This is a genomic window from Limnohabitans sp. (assembly GCF_046052765.1).
GTDB lineage: Bacteria > Pseudomonadota > Gammaproteobacteria > Burkholderiales > Burkholderiaceae_C > Limnohabitans.
Genome location: NZ_JAVLFQ010000055.1, coordinates 22,581 through 48,396, shown reverse-complemented (window position 1 = coordinate 48,396; position 25,816 = coordinate 22,581). Strand labels below are relative to the sequence as shown.

Annotated in this window: 22 protein-coding genes; 16 read left to right on the top strand and 6 right to left on the bottom strand. The window is 53.0% G+C overall.

All coding sequences use genetic code 11. The features are described 5' to 3' along the window. Positions 1-45: 45 nt before the first annotated feature. Positions 46-729, bottom strand: a complete 684-nt coding sequence (ompA, locus tag AC9UG7_RS07800) for an outer membrane protein OmpA (protein WP_509586281.1) — start codon at positions 727-729, stop codon at positions 46-48. A 162-nt stretch (positions 730-891) separates the two neighbouring features. Here ompA and gyrA point away from each other — a divergent pair, with 162 nt between their 5' ends. The 16 genes from gyrA (at position 892) to AC9UG7_RS07720 (ending at position 22,280) form a co-directional block, all read left to right on the top strand. Further along, on the top strand, positions 892-3,570 hold the full coding sequence (gene gyrA / locus AC9UG7_RS07795) for a DNA gyrase subunit A (RefSeq protein ID WP_509586279.1): 2,679 nt from the start codon (positions 892-894) through the stop codon (positions 3,568-3,570). Then, the gene (pheA, locus tag AC9UG7_RS07790; RefSeq protein WP_509586277.1) at positions 3,567-4,661 is read left to right on the top strand and encodes a prephenate dehydratase; all 1,095 of its coding nucleotides are present in this window, start codon (positions 3,567-3,569) and stop codon (positions 4,659-4,661) included. The genes gyrA and pheA overlap by 4 nt, the downstream gene beginning before the upstream one ends. Positions 4,662-4,711: 50 nt before the next feature. After that, complete coding sequence (locus AC9UG7_RS07785; protein ID WP_509586275.1) at positions 4,712-5,611, top strand: prephenate dehydrogenase; 900 nt, start codon at positions 4,712-4,714, stop codon at positions 5,609-5,611. A 64-nt stretch (positions 5,612-5,675) separates the two neighbouring features. Next, positions 5,676-5,933 carry a type II toxin-antitoxin system Phd/YefM family antitoxin gene (locus AC9UG7_RS07780; RefSeq protein WP_509586273.1) on the top strand — a complete coding sequence of 86 codons (258 nt, stop codon included), beginning with the start codon at positions 5,676-5,678 and terminating at the stop codon, positions 5,931-5,933. Between the two features lie 4 nt (positions 5,934-5,937). Then, complete coding sequence (locus AC9UG7_RS07775; protein ID WP_509586271.1) at positions 5,938-6,345, top strand: type II toxin-antitoxin system VapC family toxin; 408 nt, start codon at positions 5,938-5,940, stop codon at positions 6,343-6,345. A gap of 13 nt (positions 6,346-6,358) precedes the next feature. Further along, on the top strand, positions 6,359-8,347 hold the full coding sequence (locus AC9UG7_RS07770; RefSeq protein ID WP_509586269.1) for a bifunctional 3-phosphoshikimate 1-carboxyvinyltransferase/cytidylate kinase: 1,989 nt from the start codon (positions 6,359-6,361) through the stop codon (positions 8,345-8,347). A gap of 152 nt (positions 8,348-8,499) precedes the next feature. Then, the gene (rpsA, locus tag AC9UG7_RS07765; RefSeq protein ID WP_509586267.1) at positions 8,500-10,182 is read left to right on the top strand and encodes a 30S ribosomal protein S1; all 1,683 of its coding nucleotides are present in this window, start codon (positions 8,500-8,502) and stop codon (positions 10,180-10,182) included. A 95-nt stretch (positions 10,183-10,277) separates the two neighbouring features. Next, on the top strand, positions 10,278-10,598 hold the full coding sequence (locus tag AC9UG7_RS07760; RefSeq protein WP_509586266.1) for an integration host factor subunit beta: 321 nt from the start codon (positions 10,278-10,280) through the stop codon (positions 10,596-10,598). A 26-nt stretch (positions 10,599-10,624) separates the two neighbouring features. Further along, positions 10,625-10,930, top strand: a complete 306-nt coding sequence (locus tag AC9UG7_RS07755; RefSeq protein WP_509586264.1) for a LapA family protein — start codon at positions 10,625-10,627, stop codon at positions 10,928-10,930. Beyond that, positions 10,920-12,059, top strand: coding sequence for a lipopolysaccharide assembly protein LapB (gene lapB / locus AC9UG7_RS07750; protein WP_509586262.1), 1,140 nt, complete (start codon positions 10,920-10,922; stop codon positions 12,057-12,059). Before AC9UG7_RS07755 ends, lapB begins: the two co-directional genes overlap by 11 nt. A gap of 151 nt (positions 12,060-12,210) precedes the next feature. Continuing rightward, positions 12,211-12,483: a ComEA family DNA-binding protein gene (locus tag AC9UG7_RS07745; RefSeq protein WP_509586260.1), complete on the top strand. Its 273-nt coding sequence runs from the start codon at positions 12,211-12,213 to the stop codon at positions 12,481-12,483. 75 nt (positions 12,484-12,558) lie between these two features. Continuing rightward, positions 12,559-15,954: an exodeoxyribonuclease V subunit gamma gene (gene recC, locus AC9UG7_RS07740; protein ID WP_509586258.1), complete on the top strand. Its 3,396-nt coding sequence runs from the start codon at positions 12,559-12,561 to the stop codon at positions 15,952-15,954. After that, positions 15,951-19,643: an exodeoxyribonuclease V subunit beta gene (gene recB, locus AC9UG7_RS07735; protein ID WP_509586256.1), complete on the top strand. Its 3,693-nt coding sequence runs from the start codon at positions 15,951-15,953 to the stop codon at positions 19,641-19,643. Before recC ends, recB begins: the two co-directional genes overlap by 4 nt. Further along, a complete protein-coding gene (gene recD / locus AC9UG7_RS07730; protein ID WP_509586254.1) occupies positions 19,640-21,379 on the top strand; it encodes an exodeoxyribonuclease V subunit alpha in 1,740 nt (579 codons plus the stop codon). Before recB ends, recD begins: the two co-directional genes overlap by 4 nt. Positions 21,380-21,422: 43 nt before the next feature. Then, positions 21,423-21,932, top strand: coding sequence for a surface-adhesin E family protein (locus tag AC9UG7_RS07725; protein WP_509586252.1), 510 nt, complete (start codon positions 21,423-21,425; stop codon positions 21,930-21,932). A 15-nt stretch (positions 21,933-21,947) separates the two neighbouring features. Then, positions 21,948-22,280 carry a protein tyrosine phosphatase family protein gene (locus AC9UG7_RS07720; protein ID WP_509586250.1) on the top strand — a complete coding sequence of 111 codons (333 nt, stop codon included), beginning with the start codon at positions 21,948-21,950 and terminating at the stop codon, positions 22,278-22,280. Positions 22,281-22,371: 91 nt separating this feature from the next. On the opposite strand, the gene pqqE is transcribed toward AC9UG7_RS07720, so the two are convergent. The 5 genes from pqqE to pqqA form a co-directional block, all read right to left on the bottom strand. Further along, a complete protein-coding gene (gene pqqE / locus AC9UG7_RS07715) occupies positions 22,372-23,526 on the bottom strand; it encodes a pyrroloquinoline quinone biosynthesis protein PqqE (RefSeq protein WP_509586248.1) in 1,155 nt (384 codons plus the stop codon). Continuing rightward, positions 23,523-23,801, bottom strand: a complete 279-nt coding sequence (pqqD, locus tag AC9UG7_RS07710) for a pyrroloquinoline quinone biosynthesis peptide chaperone PqqD (RefSeq protein WP_509586246.1) — start codon at positions 23,799-23,801, stop codon at positions 23,523-23,525. The genes pqqE and pqqD overlap by 4 nt, the downstream gene beginning before the upstream one ends. Continuing rightward, positions 23,798-24,547 (bottom strand): pyrroloquinoline-quinone synthase PqqC, encoded by a 750-nt coding sequence (pqqC, locus tag AC9UG7_RS07705; protein WP_509586285.1) that lies wholly within the window; start codon positions 24,545-24,547, stop codon positions 23,798-23,800. The genes pqqD and pqqC overlap by 4 nt, the downstream gene beginning before the upstream one ends. A gap of 8 nt (positions 24,548-24,555) precedes the next feature. Then, a complete protein-coding gene (pqqB, locus tag AC9UG7_RS07700) occupies positions 24,556-25,473 on the bottom strand; it encodes a pyrroloquinoline quinone biosynthesis protein PqqB (protein WP_509586244.1) in 918 nt (305 codons plus the stop codon). A 95-nt stretch (positions 25,474-25,568) separates the two neighbouring features. Further along, on the bottom strand, positions 25,569-25,643 hold the full coding sequence (gene pqqA, locus AC9UG7_RS07695; RefSeq protein ID WP_506610519.1) for a pyrroloquinoline quinone precursor peptide PqqA: 75 nt from the start codon (positions 25,641-25,643) through the stop codon (positions 25,569-25,571). Positions 25,644-25,816 lie beyond the last annotated feature (173 nt).

Below are 25,816 nucleotides of genomic sequence, written 5' to 3'. Positions count from 1 at the left end.
AAAAAAACCCCGCACCAGGCGGGGTTTGATAGGCATGAAAGTTAATCAGTTCTTACGCGCACCGACCACTTCAATTTCGACGCGGCGGTTTTTGGCGCGGCCTTCTTTGGTGCCATTGTCAGCAACAGGTTGTTTCTCGCCCTTGCCTTCTGTGTAAATGCGAGATTTGTCCACGCCTTTGCTGATCAAATAGGCCTTGACAGCATTGGAGCGACGCATAGAGAGCTTTTGGTTGTATTCATCGGAACCTACAGAGTCGGTATGACCCACAGCGATGATGACTTCCAAATTGATGGCTTTGATTTTGTCAACCAAGTCGTCCAATTTGGCCTTGGCTTCAGGTTTGATGACGTACTTATTGAAGTCGAAGAAAGTATCGGCAGCATAAGTCACTTTGGAGGACACTGACACGGGTGCCGGTGCAGCTGCAGGGGCAGGTGGGGCGGGCTGAACTGCAGGTGGCGCAGACTCCATTTGAGGCGCAGGTGCAGGCGCTGCTGGTGCTGGTGCTGGTGCAGGAGCGGCCATCTTTGGCTCCTCGACAATCGCGCCATCACACCCTGCTGCTGCAGTGGCAGGCGTCCAAGATGAATTGCGCCAGCATTCACCGGTTGCGTTCTTCCAAACTTCACCAGATGATGACAACCAATTATTGATTTCTCCAGCAGTTGCCATATTGGCAAGTGCAAAAGTTGACATAACAATCGCAAGAAATTTGCTTCTTTTCATAACATTCCCTTTGTTACTGAGCACGTTTTGTTTCAATCTTAGTTGATGTACAGGCTAGGTTAAACCCCTAGTTCACACTGATTATGGCACATGAAACATAAAAATTCAAAGTAAGCCTTAGCCTAAAATGACCTATTTACCTGCCCTGAATAGACTGCCTACATGACCCAGTTTGCCAAAGAAACACTGCCGATCAGCCTTGAAGAGGAGATGCGCCGCAGTTACCTAGATTACGCCATGAGCGTGATTGTCGGCCGGGCCCTACCCGATGCGCGTGACGGATTAAAACCTGTACATCGGCGGGTCTTGTTCGCCATGCATGAATTGAACAACGACTGGAACCGTCCTTACAAAAAATCGGCACGTATCGTTGGTGATGTGATTGGTAAATACCACCCGCACGGCGACAGCGCGGTTTATGACACCATTGTTCGCATGGCCCAAGACTTTTCCTTGCGCCACATGCTGGTCGACGGTCAGGGTAACTTCGGCTCGGTTGATGGCGACAACGCAGCAGCCATGCGTTACACCGAAATTCGCTTGTCCAAAATCGCCCATGAAATGCTTGACGATTTGGACAAAGAAACCGTCGATTTCGGGCCCAACTACGACGGCAGCGAAAAAGAACCGCTGGTCATGCCTGCCAAATTCCCCAATTTGTTGGTCAATGGTTCGGCCGGTATTGCTGTTGGCATGGCCACCAATATACCGCCGCACAACTTGAACGAAGTGGTCGACGCCTGTCTGCATATGCTGCGTCACCCAGATGCATCTATTGATGACCTGATGGACATCGTGCCTGCGCCCGACTTTCCTACCGCTGGCATCATTTATGGCATCAGCGGCGTCAAAGAGGGCTATCGCACCGGTCGCGGTCGTGTGGTCATGCGCGCCAAATGCCATTTCGAAGACATAGACCGTGGTCAGCGTCAGGCCATCATCGTTGATGAACTTCCCTATCAGGTCAACAAAAAGACCTTGCAAGAACGCATGGCCGAATTGGTTCACGAAAAGAAAATTGAAGACATCAGCCATATTCAGGATGAATCTGACAAGTCCGGCATGCGCTTGGTGATCGAACTCAAGCGTGGCGCGGTGCCCGAAGTGGTGCTGAACAACTTGTACAAACAAACCCAGTTGCAAGACACCTTTGGCATGAACATGGTGGCACTGATAGACGGCCAACCGCGTTTGTGCAATTTGAAAGACCTGATCAGCGTCTTCTTGCAACACCGCCGCGAAGTGGTGACACGCCGCACCGTGTTCACCTTGCGTAAAGCGCGTGAACGCGGCCATGTACTCGAAGGTTTGGCGGTGGCATTGGCAAATATTGACGAGTTCATTGCCATCATCCGCAACGCACCCACACCGCCGGTAGCCAAAGCCGAATTGATGAGCAAGCCTTGGGACAGCCAGTTGGTGCGTACCATGCTGACGCGTGCCAAGGCCGATGGTGGCGTGATCAACGCCGATGACTACCGCCCTGATGGATTAGAAAAACAATACGGCATGGGCGCTGACGGTCTCTACCGCTTGAGCGATACGCAGGCGCATGAAATTTTGCAAATGCGTTTGCAACGCTTGACTGGTCTGGAACAAGACAAGATCGTCAATGAATACAAAGAAGTGATGGCAGAAATCGACGACTTGCTCGACATCTTGGCTCGGCCCGAACGAGTCTCCACCATCATCAGCGACGAGTTGGCGGCCATCCGCCAAGAGTTTGGTCAAAGCAAAATTGGCGCGCGGCGCAGCCACATCGAACACAACGCGCAAGACTTGGCCACCGAAGACCTGATCACGCCGACCGACATGGTGGTCACCCTGTCACACAACGGTTACATCAAAAGCCAGCCTTTATCGGAATACCGCGCACAAAAACGCGGCGGTCGCGGCAAGCAAGCCACTGCCACCAAAGAAGACGATTGGATTGAGCAACTGTTCATTGCAAATACCCACGATTACATTTTGTGCTTTTCCAACCGAGGTCGTTTGTACTGGCTCAAGGTGTGGGAAGTACCAGAGGGTTCGCGTGGTTCACGCGGCCGCCCTATTGTCAATATGTTTCCGCTGATTGAGGGCGAGAAAATCAACGTTGTGTTGCCACTGACTGGCCCTGCTCGAACCTTTCCTCAAGACCAGTTTGTGTTCATGGCGACGTCCATGGGCACGGTCAAGAAAACCTCGCTGGATGAATTCAATAACCCGCGCAAAGGCGGCATCATTGCGGTGAATTTGGATGACAACGATTTCCTGATCGGCGCAGCTCTCACCGACGGTAAACACGATGTCATGTTGTTCAGCGACGGAGGTAAAGCCGTTCGTTTCGATGAAAACGATGTTCGCCCATTGGGGCGCAGTGCCCGTGGCGTGCGCGGCATGTCCTTGGACGATGGACAAAGTGTGATTGCTTTGCTGGTAGCGGAACAAGAAAACGTGGTCACCGATGACACTGCCCTCAGTCGCAACAGCGTGCTGACGGCTACCGAAAATGGCTACGGCAAACGCACACCCATCGACGAGTACACCCGACACGGGCGCGGTACCAAAGGCATGATCGCCATTCAGCAAACCGAGCGCAACGGCAAAGTCGTGGCTGCCACCTTGGTGCACAGCGAAGACGACATCATGCTCATTACAGACCGTGGCGTACTGGTGCGCACCCGAGTCAGCGAAATCCGTGAAATGGGCCGTGCCACACAAGGCGTCATACTCATCGGACTGGACGAAGGCTCCAAGCTCAGCGGCATGCAGCGCATTGTGGAAAACGATGCTCAGGGCGGATCTGACGATACGGGCGAAACCGGTGGCGAAGAGACTCCCGCGGACGACACTCCATGAGCGACAAAGCCACTGACGGACTGGCCGATTTGCGTGCGCAAATCGACACCCTCGACCGTCAGTTGTTGGACATGCTGAATCAACGTGCGCAACTTGCCGAGCAAGTCGGCAACATCAAACGCGCGGAAGGCTCGCCTTTTTTCAGGCCTGACCGTGTGGCGCAAGTATTGGAAAAAATCCAGCAACTCAACACTGGCCCACTCAAAAACAACCACGTCGCCGCCATCTGGCGCGAAATCATGTCAGCTTGTTTGGCCTTGGAAGCGCCGCAACGCGTGGCTGTACTGGGTCCTATTGGTACTTTTTGCGAGCAGGCAGCCATCGAATATTTCGGCAGTGCTGCAGAGCTGATTTACTGCAATAACTTTGACGAGGTGTTTCACGCCACCGCTGCGGGCACGGCGGATTACGGCGTCGTTGGCGTGGAAAACTCAACCGAAGGCGCCGTGGCACGTTCACTCGATTTATTTTTGCGCACGCCGGTTCATGTGGTCGGTGAGGTCAGCCTGCTGGTGCGCCACAACCTGTTGCGTCAATCTCCTTCTCTGCAAGGCATAGAAGTGGTGCTGGCTCATCCGCAGGCATTGGGTCAATGCCAAAACTGGTTGACGCAACACTTGCCGAATGTCGAACGCCGCGCAGTGTCCAGCAATGCCGAAGGCGCTCGACTCGCCGCCACCAACCCTGCATGGGCAGGACTGGCCAGTGAACGTGCCGCCTCTCAGTTTGGTTTGCATGTGGTAGCGCACGCCATCCAGGATGAAGCCTACAACCGCACACGATTTGCCATTGTTTGCCTACCGCAGACCTTGGCCACACCACCCGCAACCGGACGTGATTGCACCTCGCTGGTAGTCTCGGTGGCCAACAAACCCGGCGCGGTGCACGACTTGTTGGTGCCCCTCAAGCAAAACGGCGTGTCCATGACGCGCTTCGAATCGCGCCCTGCCAAGTCAGGCCAATGGGAATATTTTTTCTACATCGATCTTGACGGTCACATCAGCCAAGCTCATGTAGCCCAAGCCCTCAGCGAATTGCAAAGTATGTGCGCGTTTTACAAAGTGATTGGCTCCTACCCGGTCAGCGCTTGAGGCTTATCGTTTCAACTTTTCCGCGTTGATTTTTTTGCTGTACCTTATCTATGCCACACACTCTTAAATTCAAGCAACTCGGCCTGATCGGCTGTGGCCTGATGGGTGCGTCATTTGCATTGGCATTGCAAAAATATGGACTGGTTGACAAGGTCGTAGGCTTCAGCCCCAGTCAACGCTCGCGAGACAGGGCCTTGCAACTCGGCGTCATTCATCAAGCCGTTTTGACAGCCGAGGAGACAGTTAACCACAGCGACATCGTCTTAGTGGCTGTACCTGTAAGTCGCACTGCCGAATGTTTGCAAGCGATTGCATCCTCACTGTCTCCTGATTGTTTGCTCATGGATGTGGGGTCTACCAAAACCGATGTGGTGCAAGCAGCAGTTGCTCATCTGGGTGATCGTTTGTCCTGCTTTGTGCCCGCGCACCCGATCGCAGGCAAAGCGCAAGCTGGTGTGGACCATGCTGAAGCCGATCTCTACCAAAACAGGCGCACCATACTCACGCCGCTGGTGCAAACTGGCGCAGTTCAGCTAGAAAACGCCCAACAAGTGTGGACCGCCATTGGCAGCCATGTCAGCCTGATGGCGGCGCATGACCACGACGCCACATTTGCAGCCGTCAGCCATGTGCCGCATTTGCTGGCATTTGCAGCGGTCAACGCACTTTCTGGTCAAGCACAGGGCGCTGAGTTTTTGCGAATGGCAGGACCAGGTTTTAGGGATTTCTCGCGCATCGCCGCCAGCGACCCAGATGTGTGGCGCGACATTCTGAGTGTCAACCAGAGCGAAGTACTCAAGCAAACTGCTCACTTTCGCGCAGCACTTGATGCATTTGAAAAAGCCATTCAACACAATGACTTGGACCAACTGCAACGGCTGATAGAACAAGCCAGCCGTGTGCGCTCGGGCTGGGCACTGCAAACCGGGTCAGAAGACCACGACGATTGACCGACTCAATGGCCTGACTTAAACTAGTCAGAAAACTGGTCAGATAAAACCCAAGGAATTACCGATGAATAGATGGCCTGTTCAAGACGCTAAGGCTCGGTTCAGCGAGTTGCTGACAGCTTGCCTGACCGAAGGTCCACAAATGGTCACTAAGCGCGGCACTGAAACCGCCGTATTGGTTCCTTTGAAAGAATGGCGTCGTCTGCAAAACGCAGAGAGGCCCCAATTAAAGCAACTTCTGTTGCAAGATGGTACGCGTACCGCCCAACTGGTAGCACCCCGCGCGCCCAGCCTGCGGCGCAAGGCCTCGTCTCTGGCCTGATGCCATGTATTTGCTAGACACCAATGTCGTCTCCGAGTTGCGAAAGCCCAAACCTCACGGCGGGGTACTGGCATGGTTCAAAGAAGCAGATGAAACCCATCTTTTTTTGAGTGCTGTCACGCTGGGGGAGATCCAATCAGGCATAGAAATCACAAGGCAACAAGACCCGGTCAAAGCGCAAGCCATTGAACATTGGTTGGATCAACTGGCGGCCTCCTACAACATCTTGGCTATGGACGCCGCAGCATTCAGACTTTGGGCGAAATTCATGCATCAGCAACCCAACACCGTTTACGAAGACGCCATGATTGCAGCCACAGCCAAAGCACACAAGCTCACAGTAGTCACTCGCAATCTGGCTGATTTCAAACGCTTTGATGTGGCTTTACTTAACCCTTTTCAAACAGCATAAAGCCTTATCCTGCATGTTTTCCAACACCTTCCTCGACCTACCCGCGCTAGACAGCGCCAGCGGCACGGTCACCCTGCCCGGCTCTAAAAGCATTTCCAACCGCGTGCTGCTACTGGCGGCGTTGTCGCAAGGCACCACTGAGTTACGGGACTTGCTTGACTCTGACGATACCCGCGTCATGCTCAATGCCTTGCGTGAACTTGGCTGTCATTTGCAAGCGAATGACGCCAGTTTGAAAGTCAGCGGTATCCAAGGAAAAGCGCCAGATAAATTATTAGATTTATTCATGGGCAATGCAGGTACTGCCATGCGCCCGTTGACCGCAGCGCTGGCACTCATGGGCGCACATGCGGACTTACACGGCGTGCCACGCATGCACGAACGCCCCATTGGTGATTTGGTGGACGCGTTGCGCCAGCTCGGTTGCCGCATCGATTACACCGGAAACGCGGGCTACCCGCCACTGGCTTTGCGCGGTCATGACGGCTTGCAACTGGATAAGCCCATACAAGTACGCGGCGATGTGTCCAGCCAATTTTTGACCGCGTTGCTGCTGGCGCTGCCACTCGTAGCCCAGCAAGATATTGTCATTGAGGTAGTGGGCGAACTTATATCCAAACCTTATATAGAAATCACCCTTCACTTGCTGCAGCGATTTGGCGTGCACATCCAACGCGATGGCTGGCAGCGGTTTACCGTTCCTGCAGGTAGTCGCTATTTATCGCCTGGTGTATTGCCAGTAGAAGCCGATGCGTCTTCAGCCAGTTATTTCATCGCGTTGGGCGCAATTGCGTCCGCGGATGGTGTGCGCATACAAGGCGTTGGTGCAGATTCCATACAAGGCGATATCCGCTTCACGGACGCGGCACGCGCCATGGGTGCGGACATCACCAGCGGACCGAACTGGGTACAAACCAAGCGCGGGGCTTGGCCATTGAAAGCCATTGACATGGACTGCAACCAGATTCCAGATGCCGCCATGACGCTGGCCGTCATGGCCTTGTACGCCGACGGCCCCAGCACCTTGCGCAATATCGCCAGTTGGCGTGTGAAAGAAACTGACCGCATCGTTGCCGTGGCGACAGAAGCTCGCAAACTCGGCGCGCAGGTAGAAGAAGGTGACGATTGGATTCGTATTCACCCCATTCGTCACTGGCAGGCTGCCGCCATTCACACCTATGACGACCACCGCATCGCCATGTGTTTTTCGCTGGCGGCTTTCAATCCGGCCAGATTGCCAGTGCGGATTCTTGACCCTCGATGCGTGGCTAAAACATTTCCCGATTACTTCGAGGCACTTTTCACGTTGTCACAGTCATCCAGCATTCCAGTGATAGCGATTGACGGACCGACCGCCTCAGGCAAAGGCACCTTGGCTTCGCTGGTTGCGCAACAACTTGGCTACCACTATCTCGACAGTGGCGCACTGTACCGATTGACAGCTTTTGCCGCACTGCAAACCGGTCTAGCGCTGGACACGGCAGATGAAGACGCCATTGCCGATTTGGCACGCCAACTTCCGGTGGTGTTCGAAGGTGAGCACGTGCTTTTGTCCGGTGTCAATGTTTCCGAGGCTATACGCAGTGAGGAAGCAGGAATGAATGCTTCCAAAGTATCGGTTTTACCGGCTGTTCGGCAAGCTTTGGTGGATTTGCAACTGAGTTTTAGACGACTGCCCGGTCTGGTTGCAGACGGTCGCGACATGGGCACCGTCATCTTCCCGGATGCTGCTTTGAAGGTGTTTTTAACCGCCAGCGCAGAAAAAAGAGCAGAACGGCGCCACAAGCAACTGATTTCAAAGGGAATTTCTACTACAATCGACATTCTTCGCGCAGACCTCACAGCGCGTGACGCACGCGATACTCAACGCAGCGTTGCTCCCTTAAAGCCCGCGCAAGACGCTTTGCCTCTGGACAACTCATCGCTTTCCATCGACTCGTCGGTGACCCAAGTGATGCACTGGTGGCAAAACAAACAGGTGTTCGGCCCCGGCCACACCTGACTCTGGTTCCTTACCATCCCCTTCGCGCTGCATGGCGCACCGGTGGTGAGGTTGTTTCACCCAACTGCGGTCAACCCGCGCCAACAGTCGATCAAGATGTTTCCTTGCAACCCCGTTTGCATGCCGCTTGGCCGACGAAATTAGGAAATTGAATGTCTGAATCTTTTGCAGCCCTGTTTGAAGAATCCCTGAAACGCTCTGAGATGCGCATCGGCGAGGTCATCACCGCCGAAGTCATCCGTGTCGAGCACAACCACGTCGTGGTCAATGCGGGGCTGAAATCAGAGGCCTATGTGCCCATCGAAGAATTTAAAAACGACTTGGGCGAAATCGAAGTACAGGCCGGCGACTTTGTGTCGGTGGCCATCAGCTCTGTCGAAAACGGCTACGGCGACACCATACTCAGCCGTGACACAGCCAAGCGTTTGGCGTCTTGGATGTCATTAGAAAAGGCCTTGGAATCCGGCGAATTCGTCACCGGCACCACCAGCGGCAAAGTCAAAGGCGGCCTGACTGTGCTGGTCAACGGTATCCGCGCCTTTCTGCCCGGCTCGCTCATCGACACCCGTCCCATCAAAGACTTGTCGCCGTTTGAAAACAAGACCATGGAATTCAAGGTCATCAAGCTCGACCGCAAGCGCAACAACGTCGTGCTGTCACGCCGCGCTGTGATTGAAGCTTCGATGGGCGAAGAACGCGCCAAACTGATGGAAAACCTCAAAGAAGGTTCTATCGTTCACGGCGTCGTCAAGAACATCACCGAATACGGTGCGTTTGTCGATTTGGGCGGCATCGATGGTTTGCTACACATCACCGACATGGCTTGGCGCCGTGTGCGTCACCCGTCCGAGGTGGTGGTTGCAGGACAGGAAATCACCGCCAAGATTCTTAAGTTCGACACCGAGAAAAACCGCGTCTCATTGGGCTTGAAGCAAATGGGCGACGATCCTTGGATGGGCGTGAACCGCCGCTACCCGCAAGGCACCCGCATGCACGGCAAGGTCACTAACATCGCCGATTACGGCGCGTTCGTTGAACTCGAACCCGGCATTGAAGGTTTGGTCCACGTATCCGAAATGGACTGGACCAACAAAAACGTTGCACCTTCCAAAATCGTGGCCTTGGGCGACGAAGTCGAAGTCATGGTGCTCGAGATCGACGAAGACAAGCGCCGCATCTCTTTGGGTATGAAGCAATGCAAAGCCAATCCTTGGCAAGAGTTTGCATCTGCCACCAAGCGCGGAGACAAAGTCACCGGCCCGATCAAATCCATCACCGATTTCGGCGTTTTCGTGGGTCTGGCAGCAGGCATAGACGGTCTGGTGCATTTGTCTGATTTGTCTTGGAATGAAACCGGTGAAGTCGCTGTTCGTAACTTCAAAAAGGGACAGGATGTCGAAGCGGTGGTGTTGGCTGTGGATGTGGAGCGCGAGCGTATCTCCTTGGGCATCAAGCAACTCGACTCTGACCCGTTCACCAACTTCGTGTCTGTCAATGACAAAGGTCAAACCGTCACCGGTACCGTCAAAACGGTGGATGCTAAAGGTGCAGAAATCGATTTGGGCGAAGACATCATCGGCTATTTGCGTGTCTCAGAAATCAGCCGCGACCGTGTCGAAGATGCCAGCCATGTGCTCAAAGTCGGCGACGAAGTCAGCGCTGTGGTGGTCAATATCGACCGCAAAACACGCAATATCCAGTTGTCGATCAAAGCCAAGGATGCTGCTGACCAAGCAGACGCCATGGCCAATCTGAGCCAGCAAAATACGGGCAACGCCGGCACGACAAGCTTGGGTGCGTTGTTACGCGCCAAGCTCGATAACAACGAGAAGTGATCGACTGACATTCCAACAGTCAATCACAGCCACCTGTGCGGTAGATAGCCGTCAGGTGGCTTTTCAAACTATTTTTTAAGCTGAGTTGTATCTCCATGACCCGCAGTGATTTGGTTGAAGAACTAGCCACCCGTTTTCCGCAACTGGCGCACAGAGACGCCGAGTTTGCAGTCAAGGCATTGCTGGAAGCCATGAGCGACGCATTGGTCAAAGGTCATCGCATCGAATTGCGTGGCTTTGGCAGTTTTTCTGTCAATCGGCGACCTCCGCGCATGGGACGCAATCCGCGCTCAGGCGAAAGCGTTGCCATACCTGAAAAACGTGTGCCCCATTTCAAACAAGGTAAAGCCTTGCGCGAAGCCATTGAAATTCGTACCCGGGAAATGCTCGCCAACCCGGGTGGTTCCAACGCCTGATCTGTCACCCATAAAGGGGAATACGCTTGAGCACATTCTTCAGGCTGCTTCAGTGGACGCTGAAAGCAGCCGTTTTTTTCATACTGCTGGCATTTGCACTGAATAACCAAGAAGATGTCTCGGTTCATTTCTTGTGGGGCTTTCAGTGGCGTGCACCCATGGTGCTGGTGTTGTTGATTGTGTTCACCTTGGGCTTGGTAGTAGGTGTGCTTGGCATGGTGCCTCGCTGGTGGCGTCAACGCCGTTTGGCTCGCAAAGCATTGCAACCGGCCACCCCTGAAGTCAAAAAGCAAACGGTTGAAACAGTAGCGGCGGACATGTATGGGCCTTGATATCGGATGGATTTTCTTTGGCCTGCCGATCGCATTTATTTTGGGTTGGCTGGCTTCGCGTTTTGACATTCGTCAGTTGCGTATGGAAAACCGCAGCAACCCCAAAGCCTATTTCAAGGGACTGAACTATTTGCTCAACGAGCAACAAGACCAAGCGATTGACGCGTTCATCGAAGCGGTTCAACGCGACCCAGACACTTCTGAACTGCATTTTGCGCTAGGTAATTTGTTTCGCCGTCGCGGTGAATTTGAACGTGCTGTTCGGGTGCATCAGCATTTGCTGTCACGCGGCGATCTAAGCAAGGCTGACAGAGACCGCGCCCAATACGATTTGGCGTTGGATTATGTGAAGGCAGGTATTTTGGACCGCGCAGAAGCCGCACTGCGTCCGTTGCTCAATACCTCCTTGGCGCCGCAAGCTTTGTTAGCTTTACTCAGCATTTATGAACGCAGCCGTGACTGGCGTCATGCAGCTGATATTTCCAGGCAACTTGATGGTCAAGGCCAAGGAAATTTTTCTGTTCGCAGAGCGCACTATCTGTGTGAATTGGCTGCCTCAGAAACAGATCTGGTCCAAGCGGAGGCACTGCTCAAAGAGGCGATTCAAACTGCCCCCGACAGTGCCAGGCCGCGTATTGCGCTGGCCCATTTGCTTGAACAAGATTCACGTTATGCCAAAGCCTGCGATCAGTTAGTGGAATTGGCGCAATTGGTGCCCGCAGCCATGCCCTTGGTTGCCGCCTCTCTGGCCAGATTGGCTCCCCTGGTGCAAAGACAAATTCCAGTGCTGACATTGTTGCAAGACAGCTACCACCAATTACAAAGTTTGGATTTGCTCGATGGCATTGTGAGTTTGCAGGCATCGATGGGGCAATCCGACGGGCCAGCGTTATTCGGCCTGCATTTAAAAAATCATCCTTCTTTGATTGCCGCCACGCAACTCTTGTCTGGCGCGCCCTTGAGTGTGGAGCAGCAACCGCAAATTCAACGCGCCTTGGAGCATGCAGCCAAGCCGTTGCGACGCTACCGGTGTGCCGCCTGCGGGTTTGAAGCTTTACAACATTTCTGGCAATGTCCCGGTTGCCAAGCCTGGGACAGTTACCCGCCAAGGCGCATAGAAGAACTGTAATTTTTTTCCCATACAGGTTGCTCATTTGGACTGTCTTTTTTTGTTTCTCTCCATCACCCTAAGACGACCTTGAAGCTATTTCAATTCGGTTTCATACATAAAGGGGTGGCAATTGAAAAAATGGACGTCTTTCTTTGTTCTTGTTTTGGTCATGTCATCCGTTCAGGCAGTCGATATCAATCAAGCCACCGAAGCTGAATTGGATGGACTGCGGGGCATAGGTCCTCCCTTCACCCGGCGTTTATTGGAGGCACGACAGCACCAATCGTTCAAAGATTGGCAGGACTTGATTGCGCGTGTCTCTGGCATGGGGCCCGGCATCGCCAAGAGCTTGTCAGAGCAAGGATTGACAGTGCAAGGACGCAGCTATGAACCGGATCAGCCCCGCAAGCATTCAAAAAAACTTGATCAGCCCAAGCCCTGACGAAAGTTCATCACAAGCTCACATTCTGACCCTGTAGATGAATTAAGCTGACGGTATCTGACCCTTATTCAACCCATGACGCACCACACTGGTTCCGGATTCCTGATCTTTCACAGCAACCGCATGGAGGAATTGCGTAATCTGCTGGTTCAATACTTAGGCAAACACCCGCTGCCGCCCTTGGCTGCTGAAACCCTATTGGTACAAAGCAATGGCATGAAGCATTGGCTGACCTTGTCTCTGGCCAAGGACGATGCCATCGGTATTTGTGCGGCCACGCAAATGGTGTTGCCATCCAGTCAGCTGTGGCAAATTTACCGTTCCGTGCTGGGCAAACACCGCCTGCCCTTGGCCATGCCGCTGGACAAGTCCCCGCTGGCCTGGCGCATATTGCGCCGATTGCCGCACTGGCGCGAACAGCCACAGTTTGCACCGCTTGCACATTACTTGGGCGACGATACCCATGGCATTCGTGCCTACCACTTGGCCCAACAACTTGCTGATGTGCTGGACGGTTACCAAAACTACCGATCCGACTGGTTGACGCAGTGGGCGCAGAATCGCGACACCTTGGACCATGGGCAACCCTTGCCCGATACCCAGACCTGGCAAGCCGTGATGTGGCGCGATCTTCTGGCAGATGTCAAACAATACGCCGAGCATGGCATGGGGTTTGAATCACGGTCCGAGGTGCATCAGGCGTTTTTGTCCGAGTTGACACAACGCAGCCCTGGCAGCATTGAAGGCTTGCCCAAGCGACTGGTCGTGTTTGGTATCACTGCCTTGCCCATGCAAACCATGCAAGCGCTGGTAGCGCTGGGACGTCATATCCCCGTTTTAATGTTTGTGCACAACCCTTGCCAAGAACATTGGGGTCATCTCAGCGAAGACTTATCCACCGGCGGCCATCCCTTGCTGGCCTCTTGGGGCAAACAAGGGCGTGACTATCTCCACGCCATCGATCAATTTGAATCGTTCACAGAACAATCGCCGGTCTACCAGCGTGAGGCACTGTTTTTTGACCCACTGAACGATGCCTTGGCGCTACAACAACCACCGACCGTTTTACAAAAACTGCAATCCCATATCCTGACCTTGACCACGCCTGCGCCCGTCAAAACCACAGCTTCTGACATCGATGACAGTGTCTTGTTTGTACAAACCCATTCGGCCCAGCGTGAAGTCGAGGTGCTGCACGACCGCGTACTTGGCTGGCTAAATGCTGACCCCGAGCTACAACCTGCTGACATCATGGTCATGGTGCCAGACATGGCATTGTTTGCGCCACACATACACGCCGTCTTTGGGCGTTATGCAGGCCAAGGCCAAGCCGCGCTAGACCTGCCTTTTTCAGTCACCGACAGCACGCCACGCACTCACCCATTGGTGCAAGCTGTTGACACGCTGCTGCAACTGCCCCAGCTTCGCCTGAGCCTGCGCGAATGGCTGGGCTTGTTCCAAGTCCAAGCAGTGCGACAACGTTATGGTGTGAGCGAAGCCGATGTCTCGCAACTGCACGAATGGTTGACTCAATCCGGTGTACGTTGGGGCCTTGATCCGGATCACCGTCAACCTTGGGGCATGTCGGTCACCTTGGCCGACGCTGATCAAAACACCTGGCAATTTGGCTTGCACCGTTTATTGCTGGGTTACGCCATAGGGTCGCAAGCTGAAAACACCCTTTGGCACAGCACGGCGGCACAAGCCGGCGTTGATGGTCTGGATGCGCCAGTGATCAGCGGTCTGTTGCTATGGCTGAAAGACATGAACCATTGCTTTGAAGAATTTCAAACTGATCGAACGCCGTCGCAATGGGTGCCGCTGATGCAGCAAACACTGCTGCGTTTTTTCAATGCCACGGAAGATGCAGACCAACGGGTGCTTGATCAAGTGATGTCGCCGCTGCAAGATTGGTTGGCAGATTGTCAGTTGGCTACGTTTGAAGAGCCACTTTCGCTGAGTGTGTTGCGTACCCATTGGATGATGCAACTCGACAGCATCGGTTTACAACGCCGTTTTGCAGCGGGCGGGGTGCAATTCGCCACCCTGATGCCCATGCGAGCTATCCCTTTCAACATTGTGTGTTTATTGGGTATGAACGACAGCGCATACCCGCGCAGTCCTGCGCCACGCGATTTTGATTTGATCAGCCACCCTGGTCACAGCAGGCCAGGCGACCGTGCAAGACGCGAAGATGACCGCTATTTATTTCTGGAAGCATTGTTGTCTGCCCGCGAGCGTTTATATATTTCCTGGCAAGGCAGGCGCGCCAGTGACCATGCCAAGTTGCCCCCATCGGTGCTGGTAGCGCAATTGATGGACCATTTGAACCAATGCTACCCACACCCCGACAAAAATAAAAAAGTTTTCAACGCTGTGCTTCAACCCTTGCAAGCTTTTTCAAACCGTTATTTCCAGACAGGTTCAGGGTTTGAAACTTATGCCGCTGATTGGGCTGCACTGCGTCAACCCGCTGACTACACTGAAGAATGGCAAGCATCACAGCCCTTGCCGCCCCCAGACATACTGACAGCATCAAGCTTACTCACGTTATTGAGACAGCCATTAGAGGTTTTTTTCAAACACCATTTGCAAGTTCAACTCGATGCCCCCACCACATCGGAAGATGAAAGCGAGCCCTTCGATTTGAACGGCTTAGATGGTTATCTATTGAAGCAACAAGTACTGTATGCCGATGAGCCGGAACAACTTCTATGGCAGATGAAATTGCAAGGCAAACTTGCCATGGCCGGTGGCGGTGATGCTCAACAATCACAACTGCTTGAATTGCAAAAACAAATCTATGCCCGCTTTGTGCCATTGTTAAATGCATCAGATCAGGAACTACTACCACAACAATTTCAGACGCAAGCACATGGCAGTACGTTGACCATGCACTGGGGTGCCGAGCCTATGCGATGGCGCCTCAAAGCGGATGGCAGTGTATTGCAAATGGACAGGCGAGCTGGCCATGTGAAAAGCGAAAAATCTGTTCGCCTAGATACGTTACCAGCTCTCTGGCTAGGACATTTGTGTGCGAATGCCTCAGGTATGCCAACCACCAGTGTCTTGAGTGGTGCCGATGATATGGTTTGCCTACAACCGCTATCACCAGCAAAGGCTTTAGCGATATTGCACGATCTCATGCATTTATATCAACAGGCATGGTTATCGCCTTTGCCTTTACCTTCCAAAACCGCTTGTGCTTATGTGCTTGCGCTCCACAACAACAGGGCATCTGCCTCTTCTGGGTCGCCTCATAGTCAGGCGCTGTCAGAGGCCAAGAAAATTTTTCACGGCTCCCGTTTTTACAAAGGTGAATGCCAAACTTCAGCCTATGTGCAAAGAGTTTTCACACAATTTGAAGACATGGACATCGATATGTTCAGTACGTTAGCCAACCATGTATACGGACCCATGCTGCAAGCCTGTCAAGCCGTCAACGATGCGCAAGAGCAAGACAAAGCATGAATATCCTAGATCCCTTGCGTATGCCTTTGACGGGGCGTCAAATCATTGAAGCCAGTGCTGGAACCGGTAAGACATGGACATTGGCTGCGCTCTATGTGCGTCTTGTCATCGGCCACGGACGCACCAACAACCAAGGTCTGAGCCCGCGCCACATTCTGGTCATGACATTCACCGAGGCAGCCACCGCCGAGTTACGCGAACGCGTTCGCAAACGCTTGCATGAAGCTGCGCTGTGGTTTGAGCGACTCAGCTCTGCGCAAGCATCAGAGCCAGACGATTTTTTTCATGCGCTGAGTTTAGAAATACCTGCTGATCAATGGCCCGCTTGCGCCAGTCGCTTGCATTTGGCCGCGCAGGCGATGGACGAGTCGGCCATCTACACCATACACGGCTGGAGCCGCCGCATGCTCAGCAGTTTTGCATTACTGAGCCGTGATCTGTTTGAACAAACGCATCTGGACAATCCCAAAGAGTTGTTACAACAATTGGTGCGCGACTACTGGCGTCAATGGTTTTACCCCTTACCTGCCCATTGTCAACACGCGCTGCTTGAGCAACTTGGCAACGCCCCAGACAAGCTGCTAGATCAGTTGCTGCGGGTGTGGAAGCAATGGGATGTACAACCACCCACTGCGGTCATCAGCACCGCTGGCTCTGAAGCCCTGTCTACTGACTCCCCGCTGTCGACCCCTGAAGAAGCTTTAAAGGTGTTTGCGCAATGGCAATCCGAATACGATGCTTTAGCAAACACCGTGCGTGAAGCTTGGACACCCGATTTGCCCGCGATGCTGCGCGACGCACGCATGGCAGGATTGATCAAAGCCAAAAGCATCAACACGCCCCATTTTTTGAAATGGGTCGATGAGCTTGAAGCTTGGGTTGAACATGGGCAAACCATACGACCAGTCACATTGGCTCGCTTCACCGCTGATAAATTGAAATCATTCGGATGGGCCAAAGCAGCAAACATGGATGTGTTTCAAAGGATCAGTGAATGTGTGGCATTCGCCGAGCGTGAACCTGAGTGCAAATCATTATTGATTCAACACGCGGCACACACGGTACGCCTGACTTACCAGCAAGCCAAGCAGAACCAGTCTGTGTTCGATTTCAACGACTTGCTTCAACGACTTCACCATGCATTGCACGCGGACCAAGGCGAGCTGGCAGCGGCCATACGAGAGCAATACCCCGTCGCCATGGTCGATGAATTCCAAGACACCGACCCTTGGCAGTACCAAAGTCTGGATCGTATTTACCAAGTCGGTCAAGCGAATGACAGCAACGCCTTGGTGATGATTGGCGACCCCAAACAAGCGATTTACAGTTTTCGTGGCGCCGATCTGAATACCTATTTGCTCGCTCGCAACACCGCGTATTCGATCGACCCTCTGGCCTGTCATACGCTTGATACCAACTACCGCTCTACCCCCGCTTTGGTGAGTGCGGTCAATCGAATTTTCAGCAGCATTGACCACCCTTTTCGATCTGGCGAAAACACGCTTGAGTTCACCCATGTTCATAGCGCGTCCGACGCGAAAGCTTTGTGTAACGACCGAGGCCAAGTGATGGCCCCGCTGACCTTCTGGTATTTACCGCCGCCCACAGCGCATACTGACAAACCGTACTGGCCTGCCGATCAGCATGTGCAAACCATGGCCACCGGTTTCGCCACCCAAATGGCCAAGTTATTGCAACAGCACACAGACATACATCCCGCAGACATGGCAGTGTTGGTGCGCTCACATGCACATGCGCAAGCCATGCAGTCGGCATTGGCGCGTGTAGGACTGCCCAGCGTGTTTTTGTCAGACCATGCCAACGTCTACCAGACTGAACAAGCCGTTGATTTATGGCGTGTGTTGCGAGCCATTAGCATGCCGCGCAACTCACGTTGGCTTCGCAGTGCCATGGCCAGTAGCTTATGGGGTTGGACTGCAACATCCTTAGCACAAGCCATGCATGACCCGCAGTTAAGTGATGCGCTCGCCGAATCTTGTCAAGCTTGGCTGCAACAATGGCAGCAGCACGGCGTGTTACCCATGCTTTACCAATGGATGCACAGCCAAGGCATTGCACGCAGACTGTTGGCGCAGCCGTTGGGCGAGCGACGCTTAACCAACCTACTACATCTGGGTGAGTTACTTCAAACCGCAGCTGCAGGTTTGCAGGGGCCGCAGGCTTTGTTGCATTTTTTGGCGCAGCAAATTCAATCGAGCAACGACAACCCTGAAGAACAAAAAATGCGGCTCGAAACCGATGCGCATTGCGTTCAAGTCATTACTTTCCATAAAAGCAAGGGGCTTGAATATCCGTTGGTTTTTGTGCCCTTCTTAGGAAGTTTTAAAACCGCGTCTTCACGCAAGGATGAGGAAGATGACGCCGACTTCACTGAGTCCAGCGTAGATGAAGATATGCGTCTGCTGTATGTCGCACTAACACGAGCCGAACGTGGCATGTGGCTGGGCTTGGCACCTACGGCCAACAGCTTGTCTGGGGAAGGAGAAAAACTCAAACTCAGTGCAGTTTCTGAATTGCTGCAAAGAAAAAATCACGCAGATTTGATCGAACGTTTGCAACAACAATTCGGTGATGCACCTGAAATCACCATCGCACAGCTACCGCTTGATACGGGTATTCGTTATCAACCTGACATACCCCAAGATGAGCAAAGCCGTCAAGCGTTGACAGCGCATCGCCAGAACTATGCCCATTGGGGGGTAGCCAGTTTCAGTAGTTTGACGCGTGGTTTACACGTCGGATCACAACGCGATGAAGCGCTCACTGATGCGGCGATTGATGCTGCGATTGATGCTGCGTTTAGCATCAGTTCAGAAGATGAAGTCACTGTGCCACCATCGGCGATGGAATCCGCAGCGACAATTTCTCTTGCCTCCGAAGCAAAATACGAAGAAAACTCCCATCTGCTTGCATGGCAAAATTTTCCTAAAGGCGCCGAGTACGGCAGTTTGTTACACGATTTACTGGAGTGGCAAGCGCAACAGGGTTGGCCTTTGACGCAAGCGCACAGCGAACATGAAAGTTCGATTCAACAAGCTTGGCAACATTTGCTGATGCGTAAGACCCGCTCGCTGGTTATTCCGCCGCGTGCTCATGCCATGTTGCCTGACTGGATTACAAGCATCATCACCACACCCTTACCGCTGACCAATACCCAGACACCTCTACAGCCGCTGGTTTTACAAAACCTAAAGTCTGCATGTGTGTGGCCAGAAATGGAATTCAACCTGACGACGCAGGCTGTCAACAGTGAAGTCATCGACAGTTTGATACAGCAGCATGTATTACCCTCCCAAACCAGACCCGCATTACCAGCGCGTCAACTGCAAGGAATGCTGACTGGCTTCATGGACTTGGTGTGCGAACACGAAGGTCAGTATTGGGTGCTGGATTACAAATCCAACTGGTTGCCTGCGTATGACGCATCCTCTTTGAACTCGGCTGTGTTAGACAAGCGCTACGACGTGCAATATGTTCTCTACCTGTTGGCATTGCATCGCTTACTGTCATCGCGTTTACGGAGTTACGACTACAACACGCACATCGGTGGCGCAGTTTATGTGTTTTTAAGAGGCATCAGCAGCGAAGGCGCAGGTGTGCATGTCATGAAGCCACCTTTGACATTGATTACCCAACTCGACAACGCCTTTGCGGGAAGACCATCATGAGTCTGAGAGAACTCACACACAGCGCTTGGCTGGGTACTGGCGCCACACCATTGAACGGGCTTGGTCTCTCGCTGGCTCAGTTTTGCCATGCCCTTCAACCATCACCTGACATCAGACACCGTTGGTTAGTGGCATTGGTCAGTCACCAGTGGGGCCGTGGCCATGCTTGTTTAGATCTCAGCCACTGGTCGCAACAAACCGCTGACTTACTGGGGTGGACAACCGAACAATTACAAGCCTTGCCTCCAGATTTGGTCACGGCCACAGACAGCTTGCCTTGGATTCATGGTGATAACTCTCCACTGGTACTGAGCGGACATCGCTTGTATTTGCGACGCGCTTGGCATGCCGAACAAAGTATTCAACAAAATCTTGCTGCTCGTTTGCGCCAATTACAAAATGTGCCTAGCGATTTAGAGCAACAACTCGATGGACTGTTTGGGCAAGCAGACAAAGCCACGGACCTGCAACGCGCAGCCTGTGCCCATGCCGCACAACATGCAGTGACCTTGATCACCGGTGGACCTGGCACCGGCAAAACCACCACAGTGGTCAAACTCTTATTGCTGCTGCAAGCCAATGCACCAATGCCCTTGCGTGTGGTGTTGACAGCACCCACGGGCAAGGCGGCAGCTCGCTTGTCGCAAACCATGTCACAGGCGCGTGCACGTCTTCCTGCAGAACAAGCAGCCGTATTGCCTGAGCAAGCACAAACCTTGCATCGCTGGCTGTTGGCATTGACTGCTGAACACGCTGCGGCTACGCCTGATGTGGTGGTGGTCGACGAAGCCTCCATGATTGATCTTGAAATGATGGCACGCTTGTTAAAAGCGGTTCCTTTGACAGCACGCTTGATTTTGCTTGGTGACAAAGACCAACTTGCATCGGTTGAAGCCGGCGCGGTGATGGCTCAGCTTTGTCAAAGCGCGCAGCTGTCATCGCACACACTCAGCCTGTTGCACAGCCACCGTTTTAACGATAAGCAAGGCATCGGCCAATGGGCGCGGGCAGCCAACAGCGGCGACACACTGGCCTTGCAAGAACTGTGGCAGAAAACTTCCGAAGCGTGTTTCCAAAACGGTGAAGTGGTGACCCGATTGAGCGTGACTGACAGCAAAGATTCAACCGCGCTCGCGCAATTGACAAAAATTTGGAAGCCGTGGCTCTCAGCCTTATCTGAATTGCAACGCCACCATGTCGCCTGTGATGATTCACAGGCATTGGAACTGCTGCAAAGCTTTGCCCGTGTCGGCGTGTTGTGCGCCCTGCGCGAGGGTCGCTGGGGCGTCAAGACTTTTAACCGTCAACTCCAACTGGCACTGGGTTTTGCAGACACCGACTGGTTCATTGGTCGCCCAGTCATGGCCAGGCGAAACGATTACGCCCTGGGCATCATGAATGGTGATTTGGGTTTGTGTCTGCCTCGCTTGATTGGCGGAGTGATTCGCTTGCGGGTGGCTTTTGCAGACGCTTTAGGCGGTGTACGTTGGCAAGTACCCGGTCGTTTGGATGACGTGGACACGGTCTTCGCGATGACAGTACACCAATCGCAAGGCTCGGAATTCGATCAGGTTTTGCTGGTTTTGCCAGACCGTTCAGCGCCCCTATTGACGCGTGAACTCATTTATACGGGTATGACCCGCGCGCGCAGCCAATTGTGCGTATGGGCACCAGCTCCGTCCTTGCTGATCGCTGCTTGCGAACGACGGGTACAGCGCAGCGGCGGCCTGAATTGAAGCTTGCAGTTGCGGGGTTTTTCTTCAATGGCAAAATGCGTTCATGAAACCCATCAGTTGTATGAAATGGATGCTCACCGTTTGGTTACTTTGCCAACCTTGGTTGGCGTGGGCCGACTGGGAAAAAGTCGATGAAAACCATCTGGCTGTCGTCTACATAGACCCCGACAAAATCCGCGCCAGCAGCGTGTTTCCGCAAGCATGGCATTTGATTGATTTGCTGGACGCATCCAAATCCGGTGTCAAGTCACGTTTGGTATTGATGGAGTACGACTGCCACGAATACCGCCGCCGCTCGCTGGCGTTCGCCTCTAAGTCTGAAGCCATGGGAGAAGGCAAGACTCTGTTCACCAGCACCCAATCTACCTCTTGGAAACCGGTCAGCGGTGAAACCGTGGGTGAAAAAGTCATTGGGATTTTGTGTGGACACCATGCCAAATCCCCAGGTCAAGGCAAGAAGAAAGATGACAAGGCCGGACCCGCAAAGGATGCGCATGGGGACGGCCATGGTGCCCCACCTGCTGCGCATGGCGACGCCAAACCCAGCCATTAAACCCACAGGACACACATGCAAGTCAACCAACACACCGAACACTTCGCCACTGCCCCCCAATTAGCGCCCCAGCACATGGCGTCATTGGCTGAACACGGTTTTCACACCGTCATCAATAACCGTCCAGACATGGAAGGCGGCCCTGATCAACCAAGCTCTGCACAAATGCAAGCCGCGGCCGAGGCAGCCGGACTGGTGTACCACTACCTGCCTGTTGTCAGTGGCGCTTACACGCCTGATCAAGTAGCGCAAATGGCGGCGCTGGTCAATGAGGCACCTGGTCCTGTGCTGGCCTTTTGCCGCAGTGGTGCACGCTCCACGCAGTTATGGATGATGGGACAGCCCTGATCCCTGTAGCGTCTGTTTGCGTTGAGTGATGGCTTCACGTGAACAGCGACTATGGAAGTCGTTTTCGCAAACCTATTCAATGAAAAAACAATCAGGCTTCGGTGATTGAACTGAGTTTGCGTGAATTGATGGGATCGCGAAACACCAGTGGCTTGACCTCGATGCGTTTTGCATCAGGCACTTGCGCGTAAGCCACTGCATCAAGCACCGTTTGGTGGTGCTCGGATTTATCGCACACCGGATCGGCATTGGCGGCGTCTCCGGTCAGCATTAACGCTTGACAACGGCAACCGCCCAAATCTTTTTCTTTTTCTGGACAAGTCTGGCAAGGTTCTTTCATCCAAGCATCGCCACGGTAGTGGTTGAACGCTTCTGACTCGTACCAAATATCTTTGACCGACATGTTTTTGACATTTGGAAATTCCAAGTGTTTGATCATCTTGGCCGTATGGCAAGGAAGCGCCGAACCGTCAGGCGTGATGGTCAGGAAAATATTGCCCCAACCGTTCATGCATTTTTTAGGGCGGGTTTCATAGTAGTCAGGCACCACAAAAAAGATACGCAATTTATCGCCGAGTTTTTCTCGGTATTCGTTGGTGACGCGTTCAGCGCGTTGCAATTGTTCGCGGCTGGGCATCAGACCGTCACGGTTGAGTTGCGCCCAAGAATAGTATTGGCTGTTTGCCAATTCCAAGTACTCGGCACCCAAGTCCACGGCCAACTCAATGATCTTGTCTATGTAGTCAATGTTCAGTCGATGGATGACGCAATTGAGCACCATGGGCCAGCCGTTGGACTGGATCAACTGCGCGGCTTTTTGTTTCAAAGCAAAGGTTTTGGTGTGTGACAGAAAGTCATTCAATTCACGTGTGGAATCTTGAAACGACAACTGCACATGGTCCAGCCCAGCGTCTTTCAAAGCTTTGGCACGCTCCGCTGTAAAGCCAATACCCGATGTAAGCAGGTTGGTATAAAAACCAAGTTTGTGCGCTTCAGCAACCAACTCTTCCAAGTCGTCGCGTACCAACGGCTCACCGCCTGAAAAACCGCATTGCACACTGCCAGCTGCCCGCGCATCGCGCAAAACCTTGAGCCATTCCTGCGTGGTCAACTCCGGGCCGTGCTGTGTGTAATCCACTGGGTTGTAGCAAAACACGCAATGCAATGGACAGGCATACGTGATTTCGGCGAGCAACCACAAAGGTGGTCCCACAGTGACTTCCTTGCCATTGACCGTAGGTGTCATGCTTTTACCCATCCTTGTTGATGGGCGATTTCCAGAAATGCCAACACGTCTTTTTCCAGGCCCGTGGTTTCAAAATCTTTTTCCAATTCGGCTATCAACTCAGTCACAGATTTTTTTGCGTCCAAGCGCTTGATGATTTCACCCGCACTGCCGTTCAACTTCACCATGCCCTCGGGGTACAACAATACCCATGCCTGCTGTACCTCTTCCCATTGCAATCGGAACATGGCTGACAACACAGGCGTGCTGCTCAATATCGCGTCATCATTGCTCATGTTTTGGGTCCGGTGATTTGCACATTGCATTGATCAAGCATGATGGCGTCTGCCAAGGCCCACAACACATTGAGTTTGAACTGCAATATTTCCAGTGCGCGTTCTTGCATGGCGCGTGTTTGGCTGAAATAGTCGAGCGTGAACTTCAATCCATGCGCTACATCACGTCGGGCTTGGGTGAGGCGGTTTTTGAAATATTGCAGTCCAGTGGCATCTACCCAAGGGTATTTTTCAGGCCAAGTGTCAATGCGCTGTTGGTGTATGTGCGGAGCGAACAATTCGGTCAAGCTCGAAGCCACGGCTTCTTGCCAAGGTTGGCGGCGAGCGAAATTCACATACGCATCAACAGCGAAACGACTGGCAGGCGCGACATAGCGCAATGAAGTTACATCGTCACGGCTCAAACCAACAGCCTGTCCGAGATGAATCCAAGCCTCAATGCCGCCCTCATCATTCAATCCGTTTAATTCGAAACCATCGTGGTCTAAGATGCGCAATATCCATTCGCGCCGTATCTCGCGGTTATCACAATTGGACAAAATAGCCGCATCTTTGAGCGGTATAGATATTTGATAGTAAAAGCGGTTCGCCACCCAACCGCGTAACTGTGCAGCGTTGAGTTTGCCCTCGGCCATCATCACGTGAAACGGATGGTGAATATGGTAGCTAGAGCTTTTGCCACGCAGCAGCGTTTCAAATTGTTCGGCATTCCAAGGCGTACGTGTATCAGCTTTGGCCTCGTTCATTGTGTTGTTCACAGTTCTATCTCCATGCCGTCATATGCCACCTCGATGCCATGCGTATTCAAAGTCTGGCGTTGCGGGCTACTGTCATCCAAAATAGGGTTGGTGTTGTTGATGTGGATCAAAATTTTCCTGACATGACTGGGTAATTTGTCCAGCCATGCCATCATGCCATCTGCGCCGCTTTGCGGCATGTGTCCCATGGCACGCGAAGTTTTTTGGGAAGCGCCCAAGGCAATCATTTCATCATCGGTCCACAACGTGCCATCCACCATGACGCAATCGGCCTGTTGCATGGCCTGCCACACATGAGGCTCCATCTGCCCCAACCCAGGCGCGTAAAACAATGTTTTGCCACTGGTTTCGTCTTTGACAGTCAAGCCCACGTTATCGCCTGGCTGGGGTTTGTCACGGTGAGGAGAATAAGGCGGCGCATTGCTGATGAGCGGCAAAGCTTGGAAATGCAAACCTGACAAGCCTGGCACATGGAAGCTGGTTTGCAATTGCAAATCATGCCAGTCAATGTCACAGTAATGCGACAACACTTTAAATAAAGGGTTGCCAGTGCTCAGGTCTTCACGCACCAGTGGATGGCAATACAGGGGTAATTTCTGGCGGTGCTCGCGCAGCATCAGCAATCCGGTGGTGTGGTCAATCTGCGCATCCATCAGCAATACCGCGGCAATACCAGTGTCGCGCAATGCCCGAGCGGGTTGCAATGCGGGAAAGGCCTTGATCTGTTGCAGCACATCAGGCGAAGTGTTGACCAACAACCAATCAATTTCGTTGGCGGTGACTGCAATGGAAGACTGTGTGCGAGGTAAATGGTGCGGACTGCCGCTTCGTACAGCGCTGCACTGCGGGCAATTGCAATTCCACTGGGGGAAACCACCGCCGGCGGCAGAACCAAGTACATGAATCTTCAACATAGCGCCGCTTTAAAAAAAAACCGCGTCAAGCGCGGAACATCAAATCAAAACCAGGAAAAAGGTCTGCCGGGTTGCCCCGACAGACCACCGTCAAATTAACGGTTAGCGATGTACATGGTGATTTCGAAACCGAAACGCATGTCGCTAGCTGCAGGTGTTTGCCATTTCATGGTGTATCTCCTAAGGGACGCCGCTGATCACGGCCAATCGTGTACAGAGACATTCCGAACACAGGTATGAACTATGCCCCACGCCCACCCCTGCGGCTATCGTCAGGACATGGAATCTACCCTCAAGATTATCTGTAGATCAGACTAGGGTTTTTACGCACAACAACCGTCTA